The sequence below is a fragment of the Microvirga terrae genome, assembly GCF_013307435.2.
Lineage (GTDB): Bacteria > Pseudomonadota > Alphaproteobacteria > Rhizobiales > Beijerinckiaceae > Microvirga > Microvirga terrae.
The window spans coordinates 3,683,211-3,696,897 of sequence record NZ_CP102845.1; the positions used below are offsets into that span (position 1 = coordinate 3,683,211).

General features: G+C 66.2%; 15 protein-coding genes. 10 read left to right on the forward strand and 5 right to left on the reverse strand.

What is annotated here, in order from left to right:
- The first annotated feature begins 451 nt into the window (after positions 1–451).
- The 3 genes from HPT29_RS17360 (at position 452) to HPT29_RS17370 (ending at position 2,286) form a co-directional block, all read left to right on the forward strand.
- Entirely contained in the window at positions 452–1,363 is a 912-nt protein-coding gene (locus HPT29_RS17360) for a hypothetical protein (protein WP_173947027.1), read from the forward strand.
- A 108-nt stretch (positions 1,364–1,471) separates the two neighbouring features.
- A complete protein-coding gene (locus HPT29_RS17365; RefSeq protein ID WP_173947028.1) occupies positions 1,472–2,056 on the forward strand; it encodes a carboxymuconolactone decarboxylase family protein in 585 nt (194 codons plus the stop codon).
- 47 nt (positions 2,057–2,103) lie between these two features.
- Positions 2,104–2,286, forward strand: coding sequence for a hypothetical protein (locus HPT29_RS17370; protein WP_173946974.1), 183 nt, complete (start codon positions 2,104–2,106; stop codon positions 2,284–2,286).
- Here the strand turns inward: HPT29_RS17370 and HPT29_RS17375 are convergent.
- Positions 2,283–2,624, reverse strand: coding sequence for a DUF1491 family protein (locus HPT29_RS17375; RefSeq protein WP_173947029.1), 342 nt, complete (start codon positions 2,622–2,624; stop codon positions 2,283–2,285). The genes HPT29_RS17370 and HPT29_RS17375 overlap by 4 nt on opposite strands.
- Complete coding sequence (locus tag HPT29_RS17380) at positions 2,624–3,484, reverse strand: peptidoglycan-binding domain-containing protein (RefSeq protein ID WP_173947030.1); 861 nt, start codon at positions 3,482–3,484, stop codon at positions 2,624–2,626. The genes HPT29_RS17375 and HPT29_RS17380 overlap by 1 nt, the downstream gene beginning before the upstream one ends.
- A gap of 353 nt (positions 3,485–3,837) precedes the next feature.
- Between HPT29_RS17380 and HPT29_RS17385 the strand changes: the two genes are divergently transcribed.
- From HPT29_RS17385 to HPT29_RS17400, 4 genes are all read left to right on the forward strand, one after another.
- Complete coding sequence (locus HPT29_RS17385) at positions 3,838–4,158, forward strand: hypothetical protein (RefSeq protein ID WP_173947031.1); 321 nt, start codon at positions 3,838–3,840, stop codon at positions 4,156–4,158.
- A gap of 41 nt (positions 4,159–4,199) precedes the next feature.
- Positions 4,200–4,655: a SufE family protein gene (locus tag HPT29_RS17390; protein ID WP_259060128.1), complete on the forward strand. Its 456-nt coding sequence runs from the start codon at positions 4,200–4,202 to the stop codon at positions 4,653–4,655.
- A 95-nt stretch (positions 4,656–4,750) separates the two neighbouring features.
- A complete protein-coding gene (locus HPT29_RS17395) occupies positions 4,751–4,879 on the forward strand; it encodes a hypothetical protein (protein ID WP_256439503.1) in 129 nt (42 codons plus the stop codon).
- Between the two features lie 489 nt (positions 4,880–5,368).
- The gene (locus tag HPT29_RS17400; protein WP_259060129.1) at positions 5,369–5,503 is read left to right on the forward strand and encodes a hypothetical protein; all 135 of its coding nucleotides are present in this window, start codon (positions 5,369–5,371) and stop codon (positions 5,501–5,503) included.
- Between the two features lie 10 nt (positions 5,504–5,513).
- On the opposite strand, the gene HPT29_RS17405 is transcribed toward HPT29_RS17400, so the two are convergent.
- Together HPT29_RS17405 and HPT29_RS17410 are read right to left on the reverse strand one after the other, a co-directional pair.
- Positions 5,514–6,482 (reverse strand): DUF6456 domain-containing protein, encoded by a 969-nt coding sequence (locus HPT29_RS17405; protein ID WP_259060130.1) that lies wholly within the window; start codon positions 6,480–6,482, stop codon positions 5,514–5,516.
- A gap of 189 nt (positions 6,483–6,671) precedes the next feature.
- Positions 6,672–7,106 carry a rhodanese-like domain-containing protein gene (locus HPT29_RS17410; protein ID WP_173945546.1) on the reverse strand — a complete coding sequence of 145 codons (435 nt, stop codon included), beginning with the start codon at positions 7,104–7,106 and terminating at the stop codon, positions 6,672–6,674.
- A gap of 66 nt (positions 7,107–7,172) precedes the next feature.
- On the opposite strand from HPT29_RS17410, the gene ftrA reads away from it, so the two are divergent.
- Positions 7,173–8,213 carry a transcriptional regulator FtrA gene (gene ftrA / locus HPT29_RS17415; protein WP_432807256.1) on the forward strand — a complete coding sequence of 347 codons (1,041 nt, stop codon included), beginning with the start codon at positions 7,173–7,175 and terminating at the stop codon, positions 8,211–8,213.
- 23 nt (positions 8,214–8,236) lie between these two features.
- Here the strand turns inward: ftrA and HPT29_RS17420 are convergent, their stop codons facing one another.
- On the reverse strand, positions 8,237–8,671 hold the full coding sequence (locus tag HPT29_RS17420) for a Ros/MucR family transcriptional regulator (protein ID WP_036352441.1): 435 nt from the start codon (positions 8,669–8,671) through the stop codon (positions 8,237–8,239).
- A 425-nt stretch (positions 8,672–9,096) separates the two neighbouring features.
- On the opposite strand from HPT29_RS17420, the gene HPT29_RS17425 reads away from it, so the two are divergent.
- Positions 9,097–11,208: a S9 family peptidase gene (locus HPT29_RS17425; protein ID WP_173945548.1), complete on the forward strand. Its 2,112-nt coding sequence runs from the start codon at positions 9,097–9,099 to the stop codon at positions 11,206–11,208.
- 107 nt (positions 11,209–11,315) lie between these two features.
- Positions 11,316–13,682, forward strand: a complete 2,367-nt coding sequence (locus HPT29_RS17430) for a PAS domain-containing protein (RefSeq protein WP_173945549.1) — start codon at positions 11,316–11,318, stop codon at positions 13,680–13,682.
- The last annotated feature ends 5 nt before the right edge of the window (positions 13,683–13,687 follow it).

The following is a 13,687-nucleotide window of genomic DNA, read 5'->3' on the forward strand; positions in this document are numbered from 1 at the left end:
GAGGCTCGCCGGCGGACAGAACTGGGCGCTGTGGACGCTCGGAATGATCCGGAAAGGCGATCACCACTCCCGGTGATCTGGTCCAGACGTCTCGCATTGTGCCCTCCTCTATCGTGCCACTGACTGCCTCTATGACTGACTCACAAAAAGTGACCTATGGTTAACAGTTCGTTTCCGCGGGGCTCTGCGCTGCAGAAAATTGCTTGCCCTGACATGAAAACAACAATCACTGCCGCGCTTATGTTCCCTGAGGAGGACGCCTAGAACCGGGTGGCCGCCTCCCATTAAAGATGCGCTAAGGAAGGGCTCCTAGCCTTCGCTCGGCTGCGTTGAAGCGAGTGTGAGCATGGTGCCCTCTGCCAATCCCGATCTGTGGTCGGACCTGTCCGGTTTCGGGTCCTCGGCGGGCCGATCCGATGCGTGCTCTGCTCTCCTAAAAGTGAACGCGGACATGTTCGTTGCCGCGCCGACGCGCGACCGCGAGAGCATCGAAACGTTCGAGACCCTCGTCCTGGGCTTCCTGCCGAAGGCCGATTCTGCGACCCTTCTCGAGCTGGCCCGCATCCTCGCACCATGCCCGGATACGCCAATCTCGGTGCTCGACTACCTTTCGCGGCATTCACCCGATGTGCGCGCGATCGTGCTCCGGCACGCGGCACGGCTGCCGCCGGCGCTTGGCACGAAGCAGCTGGCGACGCCCGAGGGACGCCTCGCCCTGGCATCGCAGCCGGACATCGATGCGGCAGCCATCCCGCGATTGCTCGCATTGCGTGAGAGCGCGGTCGAGGACGCGCTCGCGGCCAACCCGGCTTTTGCTCCGGACACCGCGTCTTTCGCAGATCTCCTGCGGCGTGCCCGCTGCCGTCCCGCCCTCGCGTCCCTTCTTCTCACACGCGCCGACCTCCCGACGTCAGCTCTGGCATCCCTTTATCTCACGGCCGATCCGGAGCGTCGCAAGGTCATCCGGGACCGGGTCGCACAGGCCCTGGCCCACCGGCGCGCCACGGTGGCGTTCACGTTGACGGAGCAGGATCTGGCCGATCTGCTGGCCACATGTCTCAAGGGCGACGACCGTCGGCTCGAGCATCTCCTCACCACGCTTTTCGGCTTTCCCGCCTCGACGGAATGGCGTCTCCTCGAAATCGGACGCCATCGGATTCTTGCTCTCGCGCTGAAGGCCCTCGGAGTGACGCGAAGGGACGCGATCAGGATCTTCCTCACCCTGCACCCGGCTCTGTCCTATCCACTCTCCACGATCCGGGAGCTGATCCGGGAGCTGCGCGACGTTCCCGCTCCCGTCGCGCTCGTGGTCGTCGAGTCCATCCTGGATGTCAGGGTATTCTCCGGGGAAGTCCTCGCGTAGTGTCCGAAGAGATTCGCGCCCATCGTCCCACGACGCCATGGGAATGACTGCCGGACCGACCGGCATTCTGCTAGATTGCCTGCATCGGCGATCTGCCCGGAGGGTCGAATGTACCTGCACACGATCGAGGAAGAGCAAGCCACCGGCCAGGTCGCGGAAATCTACGAAAAGCAGAAAGCGCAGCTCGGTTTCGTGATGGAAGCCGCGAAATGCTTCACGGCCCGGCCGGATCTCCTGCCGATCTATACAGATTTCTCGGACCGGATCCGCGCAGGCTTTTCGCTCGGATTGCGGGAATGGCGGCTGATCACGCTGATCGCCGCAAAGCACATCCCGTCGACCTATTGCTCCCATGTCTACAGCAAGCAGCTCATCGCCGATCTCGGCTCGAAGGAGACCGTCCTGGCGGTTCAGCGCGATTTCCGGACCGCGGGCTTGCCCCACCGGGACGTGGCGATGCTGGCCTACGCCGAGAAGGTCGTACAGGAGGCCTCCCAGGTCACCGCGGCCGACATCGACCGGCTGCGCACGGCCGGGTTCTCGGACCGGCAGATCTGCGACATCGCCCTGTGCGCCGCCTTCCGCTGCTTCGTCAGCCGCTTCTTCGACGCGATGGGCGCCGGCACCGAGGACATGTTCATCGACGACGATGCCGAATTCCGCGCGACCATGAGCGTCGGCCGCCCTCTCTGACAGCGTCGGACCGCCCCGCCGGCATTTCTACGATCTGGACGAAGCGAGTGAGAAAATCGCCGCATGTCTTCGACGGCGAAGCATTGTCGAACGCCCTGTCGCTGACCATGGTCGCCATGGCGACTGCACCCGGGTTCTCTCCCCTGCTCGGCAGCGCGCTCGACGCATCGTCGACGCCCTCGCTGAAGCCGGCGGCCGGTGCGACCTGCAGGCTTTGGCCAGTCGCCTAATCGTCTGCCGCAAGGTCGAGGAAATGGCGCCCTGCCCGGTCGTCGACCTCGACCAGCCAGAGGTCCGGGTCGAAGCGGAGCTCGCGGGCCATGCGCTCCTCCACGTCGAGGGGCATCACGCCCTGCAGGATCGGCGCGAACAGGCGCTCGCCGCTCTCGTCGAGGAAGAGCTGCGGCGCGGGACCGTAAAGGCTCGCGGTGCCGTCGAGCTGATCGACCTTGATGAAGATCGCACCGGCCTCGGCGGCGCCGCGCTTGCGCAGAGCGGCGTCGACACCTTCCACCGAGCACCGGCGCAGATAGGCGGACACCCAGAAGTCCGAGCGGAGCCGGGACACTACGGGACCGCGACGCCGGAGGCGGCGGAGAGCTCGCGGACGGTCCTGGCGTTCAGCTCGCCGGTGACCGGCAGCCGGCGGTCCTGCTCGAAGCGCTCGATGGCCTGCCGCGTGCCCGAGCCCATCAGCCCGTCCACCTTCACGCTGTAACCCAGCCGTGCGAGGGCACGCTGGCCGGCGAGAACCACGTCGCCCTGGTCGGGCCTGCCCACGTTGCCGGGCGGAACCGGGACCGGGCCGCCCATGCGGATCATGTCGGCGATGGGATCGCGCGCGGCACTGCGCACCGGTGGGGCGGCAGGCGCGGGTGCGGCCGGGACCGGCGCGGCGGGAGCGGAGGCCTGCGGGGCTCGCGCCGGCACAGGCGCAGCTGCGACGGGCTGGCCGCCGTTGCGGATCATCTCGGCGATGGGACTGCGGGCGGGCGGCTTCGGCACGGCGGCCGGCGCCGCCTCCGGAGGGGCATGGGCGACTGCCTCATGAGGCGCGGCCGCCTGTGCCGGCTCGTCGGCGGGCCTGGAGCCGGGACGGGCCGGCGGCAGCGGACGGGCGATTCCGGCTTCGGTGTCCGGCTCCGGCGCCAGCACGACCTCCCGGGTGGTGAAGAGCGGCGCCGGATGGCGGCTGATCTGGAGCGCCAGGGCGTTCCAGGCGATCATGCCGCCGCATCCGGTGAGGAAGAGGGCCGCCAGGATCTGACGCGGATGCTCGACCACGAAGGACGCGGCCCTCTCGCCGAGGCCCGGCCTGCGCGGCGGCCTGGCCGCGCGCTTCTGGGTCGGTCGGGCCGGAGCCTTCCGGCGCACGACGGCCGGCAGGTCGAGGTCGTCATCGGGATGGTCGACAAAAGCTTCACGCAAGGCAGTCGTTTCCGTCTTCGAAGATGGATGTCGTTCTGGTCTTCACGTCCCGCAAGGCAAGGCGTCCAGGCACCGTTTTCTGTCTTTCTCACGGCAAAGCCTGACAGAGCCGGTTTAAGCGAAACCTAATTGCCTCGGCCGTGCGGCCGAAACGGGGCCCGGCCCAAGCGGCCGGCCCGGCCCGGCCCTCAGGCGCCCAAAATTTCGACTTTGTTTTCAGAGACTTGGCGCAGCGCTGGCCCGGCAAGACTTCGTTCATCCTGTTTCCAGATTCCTCGCGCGCCTCCCGGGCGCAGCCGGCCCAACTCCGTTATGATGCTGCATCGATCCTCGTTTCAGCACCCGACCGCCTCATGTTTTCGATTCTGCGCTTCATCCTCATCGTCGGGGCCATTTTCTACTACTCGCCCGTGCGCCAGCACGGCGAGGGAACGGCCGATCTCCAGGCCCTCCTCGCCCCGAAGACGAGCGAAGCCACTCCCGAGAAGTCGACCGCGGAGAATCGGCCCGGACATCTCGAGACCGTCTGGAAGGCCCTTCCCGACAGCGCCAAGCAGGCCGTTGTCGACAAGATCCTGACCACCTCCGGCTTCCCGGCGGCCGGTCCCACCAAGCCGACGGACACCCTGCGGCCGGAGGATCGGGCGCCGGCTGCGTCCAAGCCTCGCATGTAAAGGCGGCGCCCTCGGTCGCCAAACGGACCGGCGATGATTATATGTCCGGCAGACACCGCAGGATCGCCATGCTGCCGACCATCGACGACATCGTTTCCAACTTCGACCTGCTCGACGAGTGGGAGGAGCGCTACCGCTACCTCATCGAGCTCGGCCGGCTCATGGAGCCCTTGCCCGACGAGGCGCATAACGACGTCAACAAGGTGCAGGGCTGCGCCAGCCAAGTCTGGCTCCAGACCGATCTCGACCCACAGGAGGGCAATCCCGTCCTGCATCTGCGCGGCGACAGCGACGCCCATATCGTGCGCGGCCTCGTGGCGCTCCTGATTTCCCTCTACAGCGGCAAGACGGCCTCGGACGCTCTCGCGACGGACGCGCTCGGACTGTTCAAGGAACTCGGCCTGTCGGAGCACCTGACCCCGCAGCGCTCCAATGGCGTCAGGTCCATGGTCGAGCGCATCCGCCGCGACGCCCAGATGGCTTTGGCGGCCACCTGAGGGCCGATACGCGGCGGTCGACCGGACAACCCGCTCCCGGCCCTGGACCGGTGGTTCCGCCCCTGTGAGGCGATGTGCCCGTCCGGATCGGCATTGTGGGTCCTGACACTCTCGATCCTGACACCCTCCTCGTCATCACCGGGCTTGTCCCGGTGATCTCGATCGTTTGGAACGCCGCGCTCTCCCGGATCGGGATGGCCGGCACAGGGCCGGCCATGACGTGAGAGGTTGGTGGGACGGGGGAGCGTCACGCTGCGGTGCCGGTTTGTGATCTGTGCGCTGTCAAAGAGCAGCACCAGCGGGCCCGCAGCTTGCGCTGCGAGCCTGCAGGATGATCGAGGGTGGCGCGAGTGGCAGCCCGGCTCGATGTCTGAGGTGATAAGCGAGAGCCAAGCTGCTCGTCGCGCACGGTTCTTTTCAGGCGGACCAGCTGGGCAGAGCCCAAGGTCGGCCTCCTGCGCGCCCAGGGGTGCGAAGCCTGTCGCAGGACCGTGCCGGCTCCCACACTTGCGACGCCTCGCGAGCGCGCCCCTCGAAGGAACCGATCTGAACAACGATATAGCTTAGCTTGCACCTGCTGTCAAGAACAAAGGTGGAACATCATCGCACCCACACCTGTCCACCACTTCCACGTCATCACCGGCCTTGTGCCGGTGATCCCGATCGAGACGCGCCACGCTCTTCCGATCGGGATGGCCGGGACAAGCCCGGCCATGACGTCGAGGGTGACGGAACGACCCTGGGATGGTCCGGACAAGCTCGGCCATGACGTGGAGGGCGTCAGCACGGGCGGAGGGTGGCCCTGGTGGGACAGATACGGGACGGGGCTGGCCATGACGGGAGCCTGACCGGGCTCCCTCAGAGCCGTCCGCCGTCGATCACCACCGCCTGCCAGGCCCGGATGCCCCGCGAAGCGGCGGGACCGCGGGCGGAGGCCTCGATCCCGTAATGCTCCGCGAGCCGCGCGAGGGCGAAGCGCACGACGACCTTGGCGGAGCGCGCCGGCCACTGGCGCTCGCGCTCGATCTGCTCCAGGCCTTTCAGGAAGCCGCACAGGTCGAGCAGCAGGTCGCTGAAGTCGCCCCCGAGCGCATCGAAGGCGTTCCGCAGCCGCTGGCGCGCCGCGACCATCCGGTCCGTGGCCTCGCCCGGCGTGACCGGGCCGGCGCTCTTCGGCATGCCGTCGAAGCGTGCCGTCACGCCCGGCAGAAGCCCCGCCAGCATGATGTCGGTCCGCAGGCGGTCGCCCGCCTGATAGGACGCCTCGTCGATCAGCGGCTCGCCGTTGCGGCCCTTGCGGCGGCGCAGCCAGTCGAGCGGACTTTCCTCGGAATCGACCCTCACCCGCGCCGGTCCCGCGTCGGTCGCGACGGTGGCGAGTTCCGTTTCGTGATGCTGGTGAAGGAAGGCCATTTCGGCATCCGGCGCGCTCACGCGGCGCAGGTAGGCCTCACCGGCTGCGGTCCGCGCCAGGGCCCTGCGTCCGGACGCCGACGGCTCCCAGCGGGCGAGATCGTGACGCACGAGAGCCTCGGCGGCCGTGGCGGCGAAGCTCCCTGCCCCCACGGAGATCCCCGAGCGCCGCCTGTGGACAAGCACCTTCGCCATATCCGTCGGGTCGACCATAGCCCAGGTCTCCGGCTGGCTGAGCGCCGTCAGAAGCCGCCAAGCCTCCCTGGACAGAATTTCGCCTGTAGGTTGTCCACCGACCGTCCCGTCCCGGCGGGCCTGCTTGCGTGAGCGCCTCCCGGCACGGGTGCTGTTGGAGGCAGGAATCCCTTGCTCTGCAATCGTTTCATGAACCTCATCGCGATCGTCAATGTTCATGTTTTGTTCCTATAAACAAATTAAGGAGGGTCTCTCTCCCTCCAGCCTGATAGTGGGGGCATATTCCTAGTTGTCAACGAAGATTCAAACCTGTTGATAAGACTGAGGATAACTCGGACGGCCGGTCCGCCAACCGCACGAACGCCGCAAAAGGGTCCTCGGCCTGGACGACCGAGGACCCTGCCAGCATCAGGCTGCGGGACTCATCGCCAGAGACCCGGGATCCGTCCCCTGAGCGAAGGCAAATCCTTCGTCGGCCCAACCTGTCACCCCGCCGAGCATCAGTTTGACGGGGCGCCCGAGCCGGGACAGCTTCAGAGCCGCCCGGTCGGCGCCGTTGCAGTGCGGACCGGCGCAATAGACCACGAAGAGCGTGGTTTCGGGCCAGGCGGCCATGCGGTCCGCCGACATCTCGCGATGAGGACAATGGAGCGCCCCCGGCACGTGGCCGCGCGCGTAGGCGCCGGGCCCGCGCACGTCGAGGAGCACGAAGTCCTCACTTCCGGCCGACAGGGATTCGTGCACGTCGGAACAATCCGTTTCGAACGCGAGACGACTGGCGAAATGCTCCGCCGCCCGTGGCGGAGCGGCGGCCGGAATGGCCGCGACGGGGCTCGTTGGCATGGCAACCTCCTTTGGAAAAGCCATCGCCAGAGTTCCGCGAAACCGTCATGGTGAGAAGTGGCGCCATTGCCAACAGACGTAAACATCATGCCAAACCGCTTCGTCGTCGCCCTCGCCTATGACCGGCTGAGCACATTCGAATTCGGCATTGCCGTCGAGATCTTCGGCCTGCCGAGACCGGAAATGGGCCCGGACTGGTATCGCTTCGCGGTCTGCGCCATCGAGCCCGGACCGCTGCGGGCTGTCGGGGGCTTTCAGATCACGGCGGATGGCGGGCTCGAATTGCTCGATGAGGCCGACACCATCGTGATTCCCGGCTGGCGGGGCGCCCATGCGGAGCCCGTTCCACCGGCGCTCGTGGAAGCCCTGAGGCTGGCTCACGAAAGAGGAGCACGCCTCATGTCCATCTGCTCCGGTGTCTTCGCTCTTGCTGCGACGGGGCTGCTGTCGGGCCGGCGCGCGACGACCCACTGGCACCACGTCGAGAACCTCTCGCGGCTCTACCCGGACGTCATCGTCGAGCCGGATGTTCTCTACGTGGACGAAGGCCGGGTGCTGACCTCGGCGGGCAGTGCGGCGGGAATCGATCTGTGCCTGCATGTGGTGCGAACCGATTTCGGGCCCGAGATCGCCAACCGGCTCGCCCGGCGCCTCGTGGTGCCGCCCCATCGCGAAGGCGGACAGGCGCAGTTCATCGAGCGTCCCGTGCCGCCGGCCCGCGAGGGTCTGCGGTTCGCCCCCCTGTTCGACCGCATGCGGGCGCGGCTCGGCGAGGAGCAGCCGGTCGCGCGGCTCGCGGCCGAGGCCGGGATGAGCGTGCGCACCTTCCTGCGGCGCTTCAAGGCAGCGACCGGCCTGCCGCCGGGGGAATGGCTGCTGGCGGAGCGCCTGGCCCGCGCCCGGGAACTGCTCGAATCCACGGGCTGGTCCATCGAGGACATCGCGGGCGCGACGGGGTTCGGATCCGCCGCGACCCTGCGCCACCACTTCAGGACGCGGCTCGGCACGAGCCCGGCGGCCTACCGCAGCCGATTCGCGCCCGAAAGGGCGCGCGCGACGGATCCGGCCGGCTTCAAAAAGCAAAAAGCCGCCCCTCGGGGCGGCTAATGTCAGCGCGGACGCGGTCCGGCTTAGCTGCTGCTGCGCGAGGAGCGGCGCTTCCGGCGCTGCTGGCCGAGGCCCATCTCCTTGGCGAGTTCCGAGCGGGCCTTCGCGTAGTTGGGAGCCACCATCGGGTAATCGACAGGCAGGGCCCACTTCTCGCGGTACTGCTCGGGCGTCATGTTGTACTGCGTGCGCAGATGGCGCTTCAGCGACTTGAACTTCTTACCGTCCTCGAGGCAGACGATGTAATCCGGCGTCACGGACTTCTTCACCGGGATGGCCGGCTTCGGAGCCTCGACGGGCGCTTCCACGGTGCCGCCCCCGACACGCAGAAGAGCCGAATGAACGTCGTTGATCAGCGTCGGCAGATCGCCCGAAGGAACAGAGTTATTGCTCACATAGGCCGAAACGATATCTGCAGCCAACTCAATGTAGTTCGAAGCAGCGATGTTGTCGCTCATTTTGATTTTCTTCCTTTCCGGCTCTTTGGAATGACTCAAAAAAGCATTTCAGCCTACAATTGAGCATTCTTGTCTGAAGCTATGCTTGCTTCTTCCTTGAGCCGCACCGTACTTGCACAGAAATCGTGCTCGCTCGTCCAAGTATGTCAAATCCAGCCCCATTGCAAGATGTGCAAAAGGAAAACTTTGGAAAACTTCGTATCAACTTTCACTATGCAATAAACCTACGCTGAACAGTTAATGCCTTTGGCGGCAGTTTAAGGCTTTCGTCACAGAATTTTCATCGTTCCGATCTGAAGAAGTAACTAGAAAGGCGCTTGTCTTTGCACGGAGCTTACGCCCACGGGCGCAAACGGGACCCAGCATGGGAAATTATCGTTATCTGTGCATAATCCCGCCTCTTGATGATTTGCCCGGACACTTTCATGAACATCGAACGCCTTGCCACTCGTCCCTTGCCCGCGGCGCCGTCGGTCCCGGCGCGGCCGCACGTCGTCGACCTGCACGGAATCCGGGTCCATGACGATTACGCGTGGCTGAAGGCGGACAACTGGCGGGACGTGCTCAAGGACCCCGCTACCCTGGATGCTTCCATCCGAGCCGTCCTGGAACAGGAAAACGCCTACGCGGCGGAGGTTTTTGCCGGAACGGAGGAATTCCAGGCCCGGCTCGTGGCCGAGATGCGCGGGCGCATCAAGGAGGATGATTCAACCGTTCCCGAGCCGGACGGGCCCTTCGCCTATTTCACCCGCTTCCGGGAGGGCGGACAGCACCCCCTCGTCTGCCGGCAGCCCCGCGAGGGCGGCCCCGAGACGATCATGCTCGACGGCGACAGGGAGGCGGAAGGCCATCCCTTCTTCGACCTGGGCGGGGCGGATCACTCGCCCGACCACCGGCTGATGGCCTGGGGGGCGGATCTCAAGGGCTCGGAGTATTTCACGATCCGCGTGCGCGACCTCGCGAGCGGCGTGGACCTCCCGGACGCGGTGCTCCAGACCTCCGGGGGCGCCGTTTGGCTCAACGATTCGTCCGGCTTCTACTACGTCGAACTCGACGAGAACCACCGCCCCGTGCGGGTCAAGCGCCATCGTCTCGGTACCGGGTCCGAGCAGGATCAGGTGGTCTACGAGGAGAAGGACCCGGGCTTCTTCGTGAAGCTCGGCGTCACCCAGTCGAACGCCTTCGTGCTGATCGAGGCGAGCGACCATGAGACCTCGGAGGTCTGGCTGCTCGACCGGGCTGATGCCTCGGCCTCGCCCCGGCTCGTCGAGCCGCGCACGCCGCAGTTGAAGTACGACGTCGAGCATCACGGCGACCGCCTGATCATCCTCACCAATGCGGACGGGTCAGAGGATTTCAAGATCGTCACGGCCCCGGTCGCGACGCCGGGACGTGCCTTCTGGACCGATCTCGTGCCATACCGGCCCGGCACGATGATCCTGTCCGTCGTCGCGCTCGCCCGCTATCTGGTGCGGCTGGAGCGGGAGAACGCCAATCCGCGCATCGTGCTGCGGGACTTCGCCACCGGCCGGGAGGACTCCGTCGCGTTCGCCGAGGAGGCGTATTCGCTGGGCTTCTCGGCCGGCTACGAATTCGACACGGACGTCATCCGCTACCATTACTCGTCGATGACGACGCCGAGCGAGGTGACCGACTACAACCTGCGGACCGGCGAGCGCGTCCTGCGCAAGCGCCAGGAGGTGCCGAGCGGGCACAACCCGGCCGACTACGTGACGCGACGGCTGTTCGCGACGGCGCCCGACGGCGAACAGGTTCCCGTCTCGCTGGTCCACCGCCGCGGGGTGGCGCTCGACGGCTCCGCCCCGTGCCTGCTCTATGGATACGGCTCCTACGGCATGTCCATGCCGGCAGGTTTCCGCACCGGGATCCTGTCCCTGGTCGACCGCGGCTTCGTCTATGCCATCGCGCATATCCGCGGCGGCACGGAAAAGGGCTGGCGCTGGTACATGGACGGCAAGCGCGAGAAGAAGCCGAACACGTTCACGGATTTCATCGCCTGCGGCGAGGCTCTGGTCCAGGCCGGCTATACGTCCCGCGGGCGCATCGTGGCCCATGGCGGCAGCGCGGGCGGCATGCTCATGGGGGCCGTGGCCAACTTGGCGCCGGACCTGTTCGCCGGGATCATCGCCGAGGTGCCGTTCGTCGACGTTCTCAACACCATGCTCGACAGCGACCTGCCCCTCACCCCGCCGGAATGGCCCGAATGGGGGAACCCGGGCGCCGACGAGGCCGCGTTCCGGACGATCCTGTCCTACTCGCCCTACGACAATGTGAGGCCGCAGGCCTATCCGGCGATCCTGGCTCTCGCCGGGCTTACGGACCCGCGGGTCACCTATTGGGAGCCTGCGAAATGGGTCGCGCGGCTCAGGTCCGCCATGACCGGCGGGGGCCCGGTCGTGCTCAAGCTCAACATGGAGGCGGGACATGCGGGCGCGGCCGGCCGGTTCGACCGCCTCGAGGAAGTCGCCCTCGCCTATGCGTTCGCGATCCGATGCGTTCAAGGGTTCCAGAATTGATCCGACGCGCTATGTGAAAACGTAACACAGCGGGAGCAGCGGCGCGGCAGGCCGCAGAGCGTGCAGAGTGACCTTGAAAGTACCGACAGATGACCGAGCGCGGCAGTTTGACCGTTGAAGACGTCGTCGCCCCGCGAGAGGGCGACAGGCAACGCGTCGCGGAGCTTGAGACCCGGCTGGCCCAGGCCGAGGAAGCGCTGCGGTCGAGCAATATGAAGCTGAGGATGGCTCTCGAGATCGGCCGGCTCGGCGCCTGGGAGCGGGACCTGGAAACCGGCGAGGTGACCGGCACACCGGCCTTCAAGCTGTATCTAGGGCTTCCGCCCGAGGCGAAGCTCACCTATCCCGACCTTCAGGCCATGTTCCACCCGGCCGACATCGAGCGCATCAATCAGGCGATCGCCTACGCGCTCCGCACCCGGACGGATTTCAACATCGAGCACCGGATCCTGAAGGCGGATGGAAGCATCGGCCACGTCCATGTGCGCGGCGGCATCGTCTTCGAGGGCACGAAGCCGGTCCGCTTCGTGGGCGTTCTGCAGGACATCCGGGAGCGGCAGAGGCTCCGGGAGGAAATGGACCAAGCGCAGCGCCGTCAGGAATTCCTCCTCAAGCTCAACGACCAGATCAGCAGCATCGACGACGAATACGAGATCATGGAGATCGCGTCGCGCAACGTGAGCAAGCTCCTGAAGGTCGACACGGCAGGCTATGGCGAGGTCTACGAGGATCGCGGCGTCATCATCGTCGAACGCGAGTGGTCCTGGGGGCTCATCACCAACGAGGGCAAGGTCGAGAAGATCGACCAGCATGCCGGCCCGATCATCGATGCTCTCCGGCACGGGGAGCCGGCCGTCATCAACGACGTGAGAAGCGATCCTCGCCTCGGCGAACCGGCCCTGCAGGCCTTCTACAGCACCATCAATGCGCGTTCGGGCTTCCTCGTGCCCATTCACAAGAACGGGCGCTTCATCGCCGAATTCTACGTCTATTCGTCGACGCCCCGCGACTGGACGAGCGACGAGGTCGCTCTCGTGGAGGACGTGGCGGAACGCACCTGGCTGGCCATCGAGAAAGTCCGGGCCGAGACGAAGCTCCGCGAGACCGAAGCGCGGTTCAAGCTCATCGCGGAATCGCTCCCGGCGCTGGTGTGGATCGTCAAGCCCAATCTCGAACTCACCTACACGAACGAACGGTGGGTCGCCTATTCGGGCCTGCCGCCCGAGGACGCCCTGGGACACAGCTGGACGGCGGCCATCCACCCGGACGACTGGGTGAGGATGACCGAAGAGCTGAAGCCCGTCATGGCGAACGAGACCCCCTATACGACGGAGGTCCGCTACCGCTCCAAGGAGGGCGATTTCCGCTGGCACATCATCCGGGCCGCCCCCGTGCACAACGCCGCCACGGGAGAGTTCAGGGGATGGGTCGGCACGAGCGTCGACATCCATGACCTGAAGCTGACCGAAGCGGCCCTGCGCGTCAGCGAGGAACGCCTGGCCCTGGCGCAGCGGGCTGCCGGAATCGGCGTGTTCGACTGGGACGTCCCGTCCGGCAAGGTCACGTGGACCGAGGAGCAGGAGCGCCTGTTCGGCCTCGAGAAAGGCACGTTCGGGGAGGATTTCTCGAGCTGGGAGGAGGCGGTTCTCCCGGAGGACCTGGCGCCGTCCAACAAGGCCATCGGCGAGGCGCTCGCGCGCCATGACCCCGAGATCAACCTGGCCTATCGGATCCGGCGTCCCGACGGGACGGTCCGCACCATCGATACGATCGCGCTCTTCTTCTATGACGACACAGGCGCTCCGTTGCGCATGGTCGGCGTGAATATCGACATCACGCGCTACAAGGAGGCGGAGAACCGCCAGAACCTTCTCATCCGCGAACTCCACCACCGGGTGAAGAACACGCTGGCGACCGTTCAGGCGATCGTGGGTTCCACCGCGCGCACGGCTTCGAGCATCGACGAATTCTATCAGGGTTTCGTCGGCCGCATCGTGTCGCTCGCCCGCACCCACAATCTCCTGACCGAGGACCTGTGGCAGAAGGCGGCCCTCGAAGACCTCGTCCAGACGGAACTCGGCCCCTACGAGGACGAGGCGCGCAACCGCATCACCATCGAGGGGCCGCATCTCGAACTGCCCTCCGAGGCGGCGGTGCCGATCGGCATGGCGATCCACGAACTGACCACGAACGCCGCCAAGCACGGCGCCCTGTCGACCTTCGGCGGGCAGGTCGACGTGCGTTGGGAAATCCATAACGAGGAGCACCCGACGCTGCACTTCACATGGGTGGAGCATGGCGGGCCGCGCGTGGGCAAGCCCACCCGTCAGGGCTTCGGGACGCGCCTGCTCCAGCGCGTGCTGGCCGCGCAGCTTCAGGCCGAAGTCTCCATGGAGTTCCTCGAGGAAGGGCTGCGCTTCTCCATGCAGATGCCGATCCCGACCAGCCATCCGACATTCAACCCCGACATGTAGGGTCT

Bases quoted from the DNA above. Each gene is read 5' to 3' on its own strand.
- HPT29_RS17360 (WP_173947027.1), top strand. From the start codon at position 452: ATGTTCGTTGCCGCGCCGACGCGCGACCGCGAGAGCATCGAAACGTTC.
- HPT29_RS17365 (WP_173947028.1), top strand. From the start codon at position 1,472: ATGTACCTGCACACGATCGAGGAAGAGCAAGCCACCGGCCAGGTCGCG.
- HPT29_RS17385 (WP_173947031.1), top strand. From the start codon at position 3,838: ATGTTTTCGATTCTGCGCTTCATCCTCATCGTCGGGGCCATTTTCTAC.
- HPT29_RS17390 (WP_259060128.1), top strand. From the start codon at position 4,200: ATGTCCGGCAGACACCGCAGGATCGCCATGCTGCCGACCATCGACGAC.
- HPT29_RS17400 (WP_259060129.1), top strand. From the start codon at position 5,369: ATGACGTCGAGGGTGACGGAACGACCCTGGGATGGTCCGGACAAGCTC.
- HPT29_RS17405 (WP_259060130.1), bottom strand. From the start codon at position 6,482: ATGAACATTGACGATCGCGATGAGGTTCATGAAACGATTGCAGAGCAA.
- HPT29_RS17410 (WP_173945546.1), bottom strand. From the start codon at position 7,106: ATGCCAACGAGCCCCGTCGCGGCCATTCCGGCCGCCGCTCCGCCACGG.
- HPT29_RS17420 (WP_036352441.1), bottom strand. From the start codon at position 8,671: ATGAGCGACAACATCGCTGCTTCGAACTACATTGAGTTGGCTGCAGAT.
- HPT29_RS17425 (WP_173945548.1), top strand. From the start codon at position 9,097: ATGAACATCGAACGCCTTGCCACTCGTCCCTTGCCCGCGGCGCCGTCG.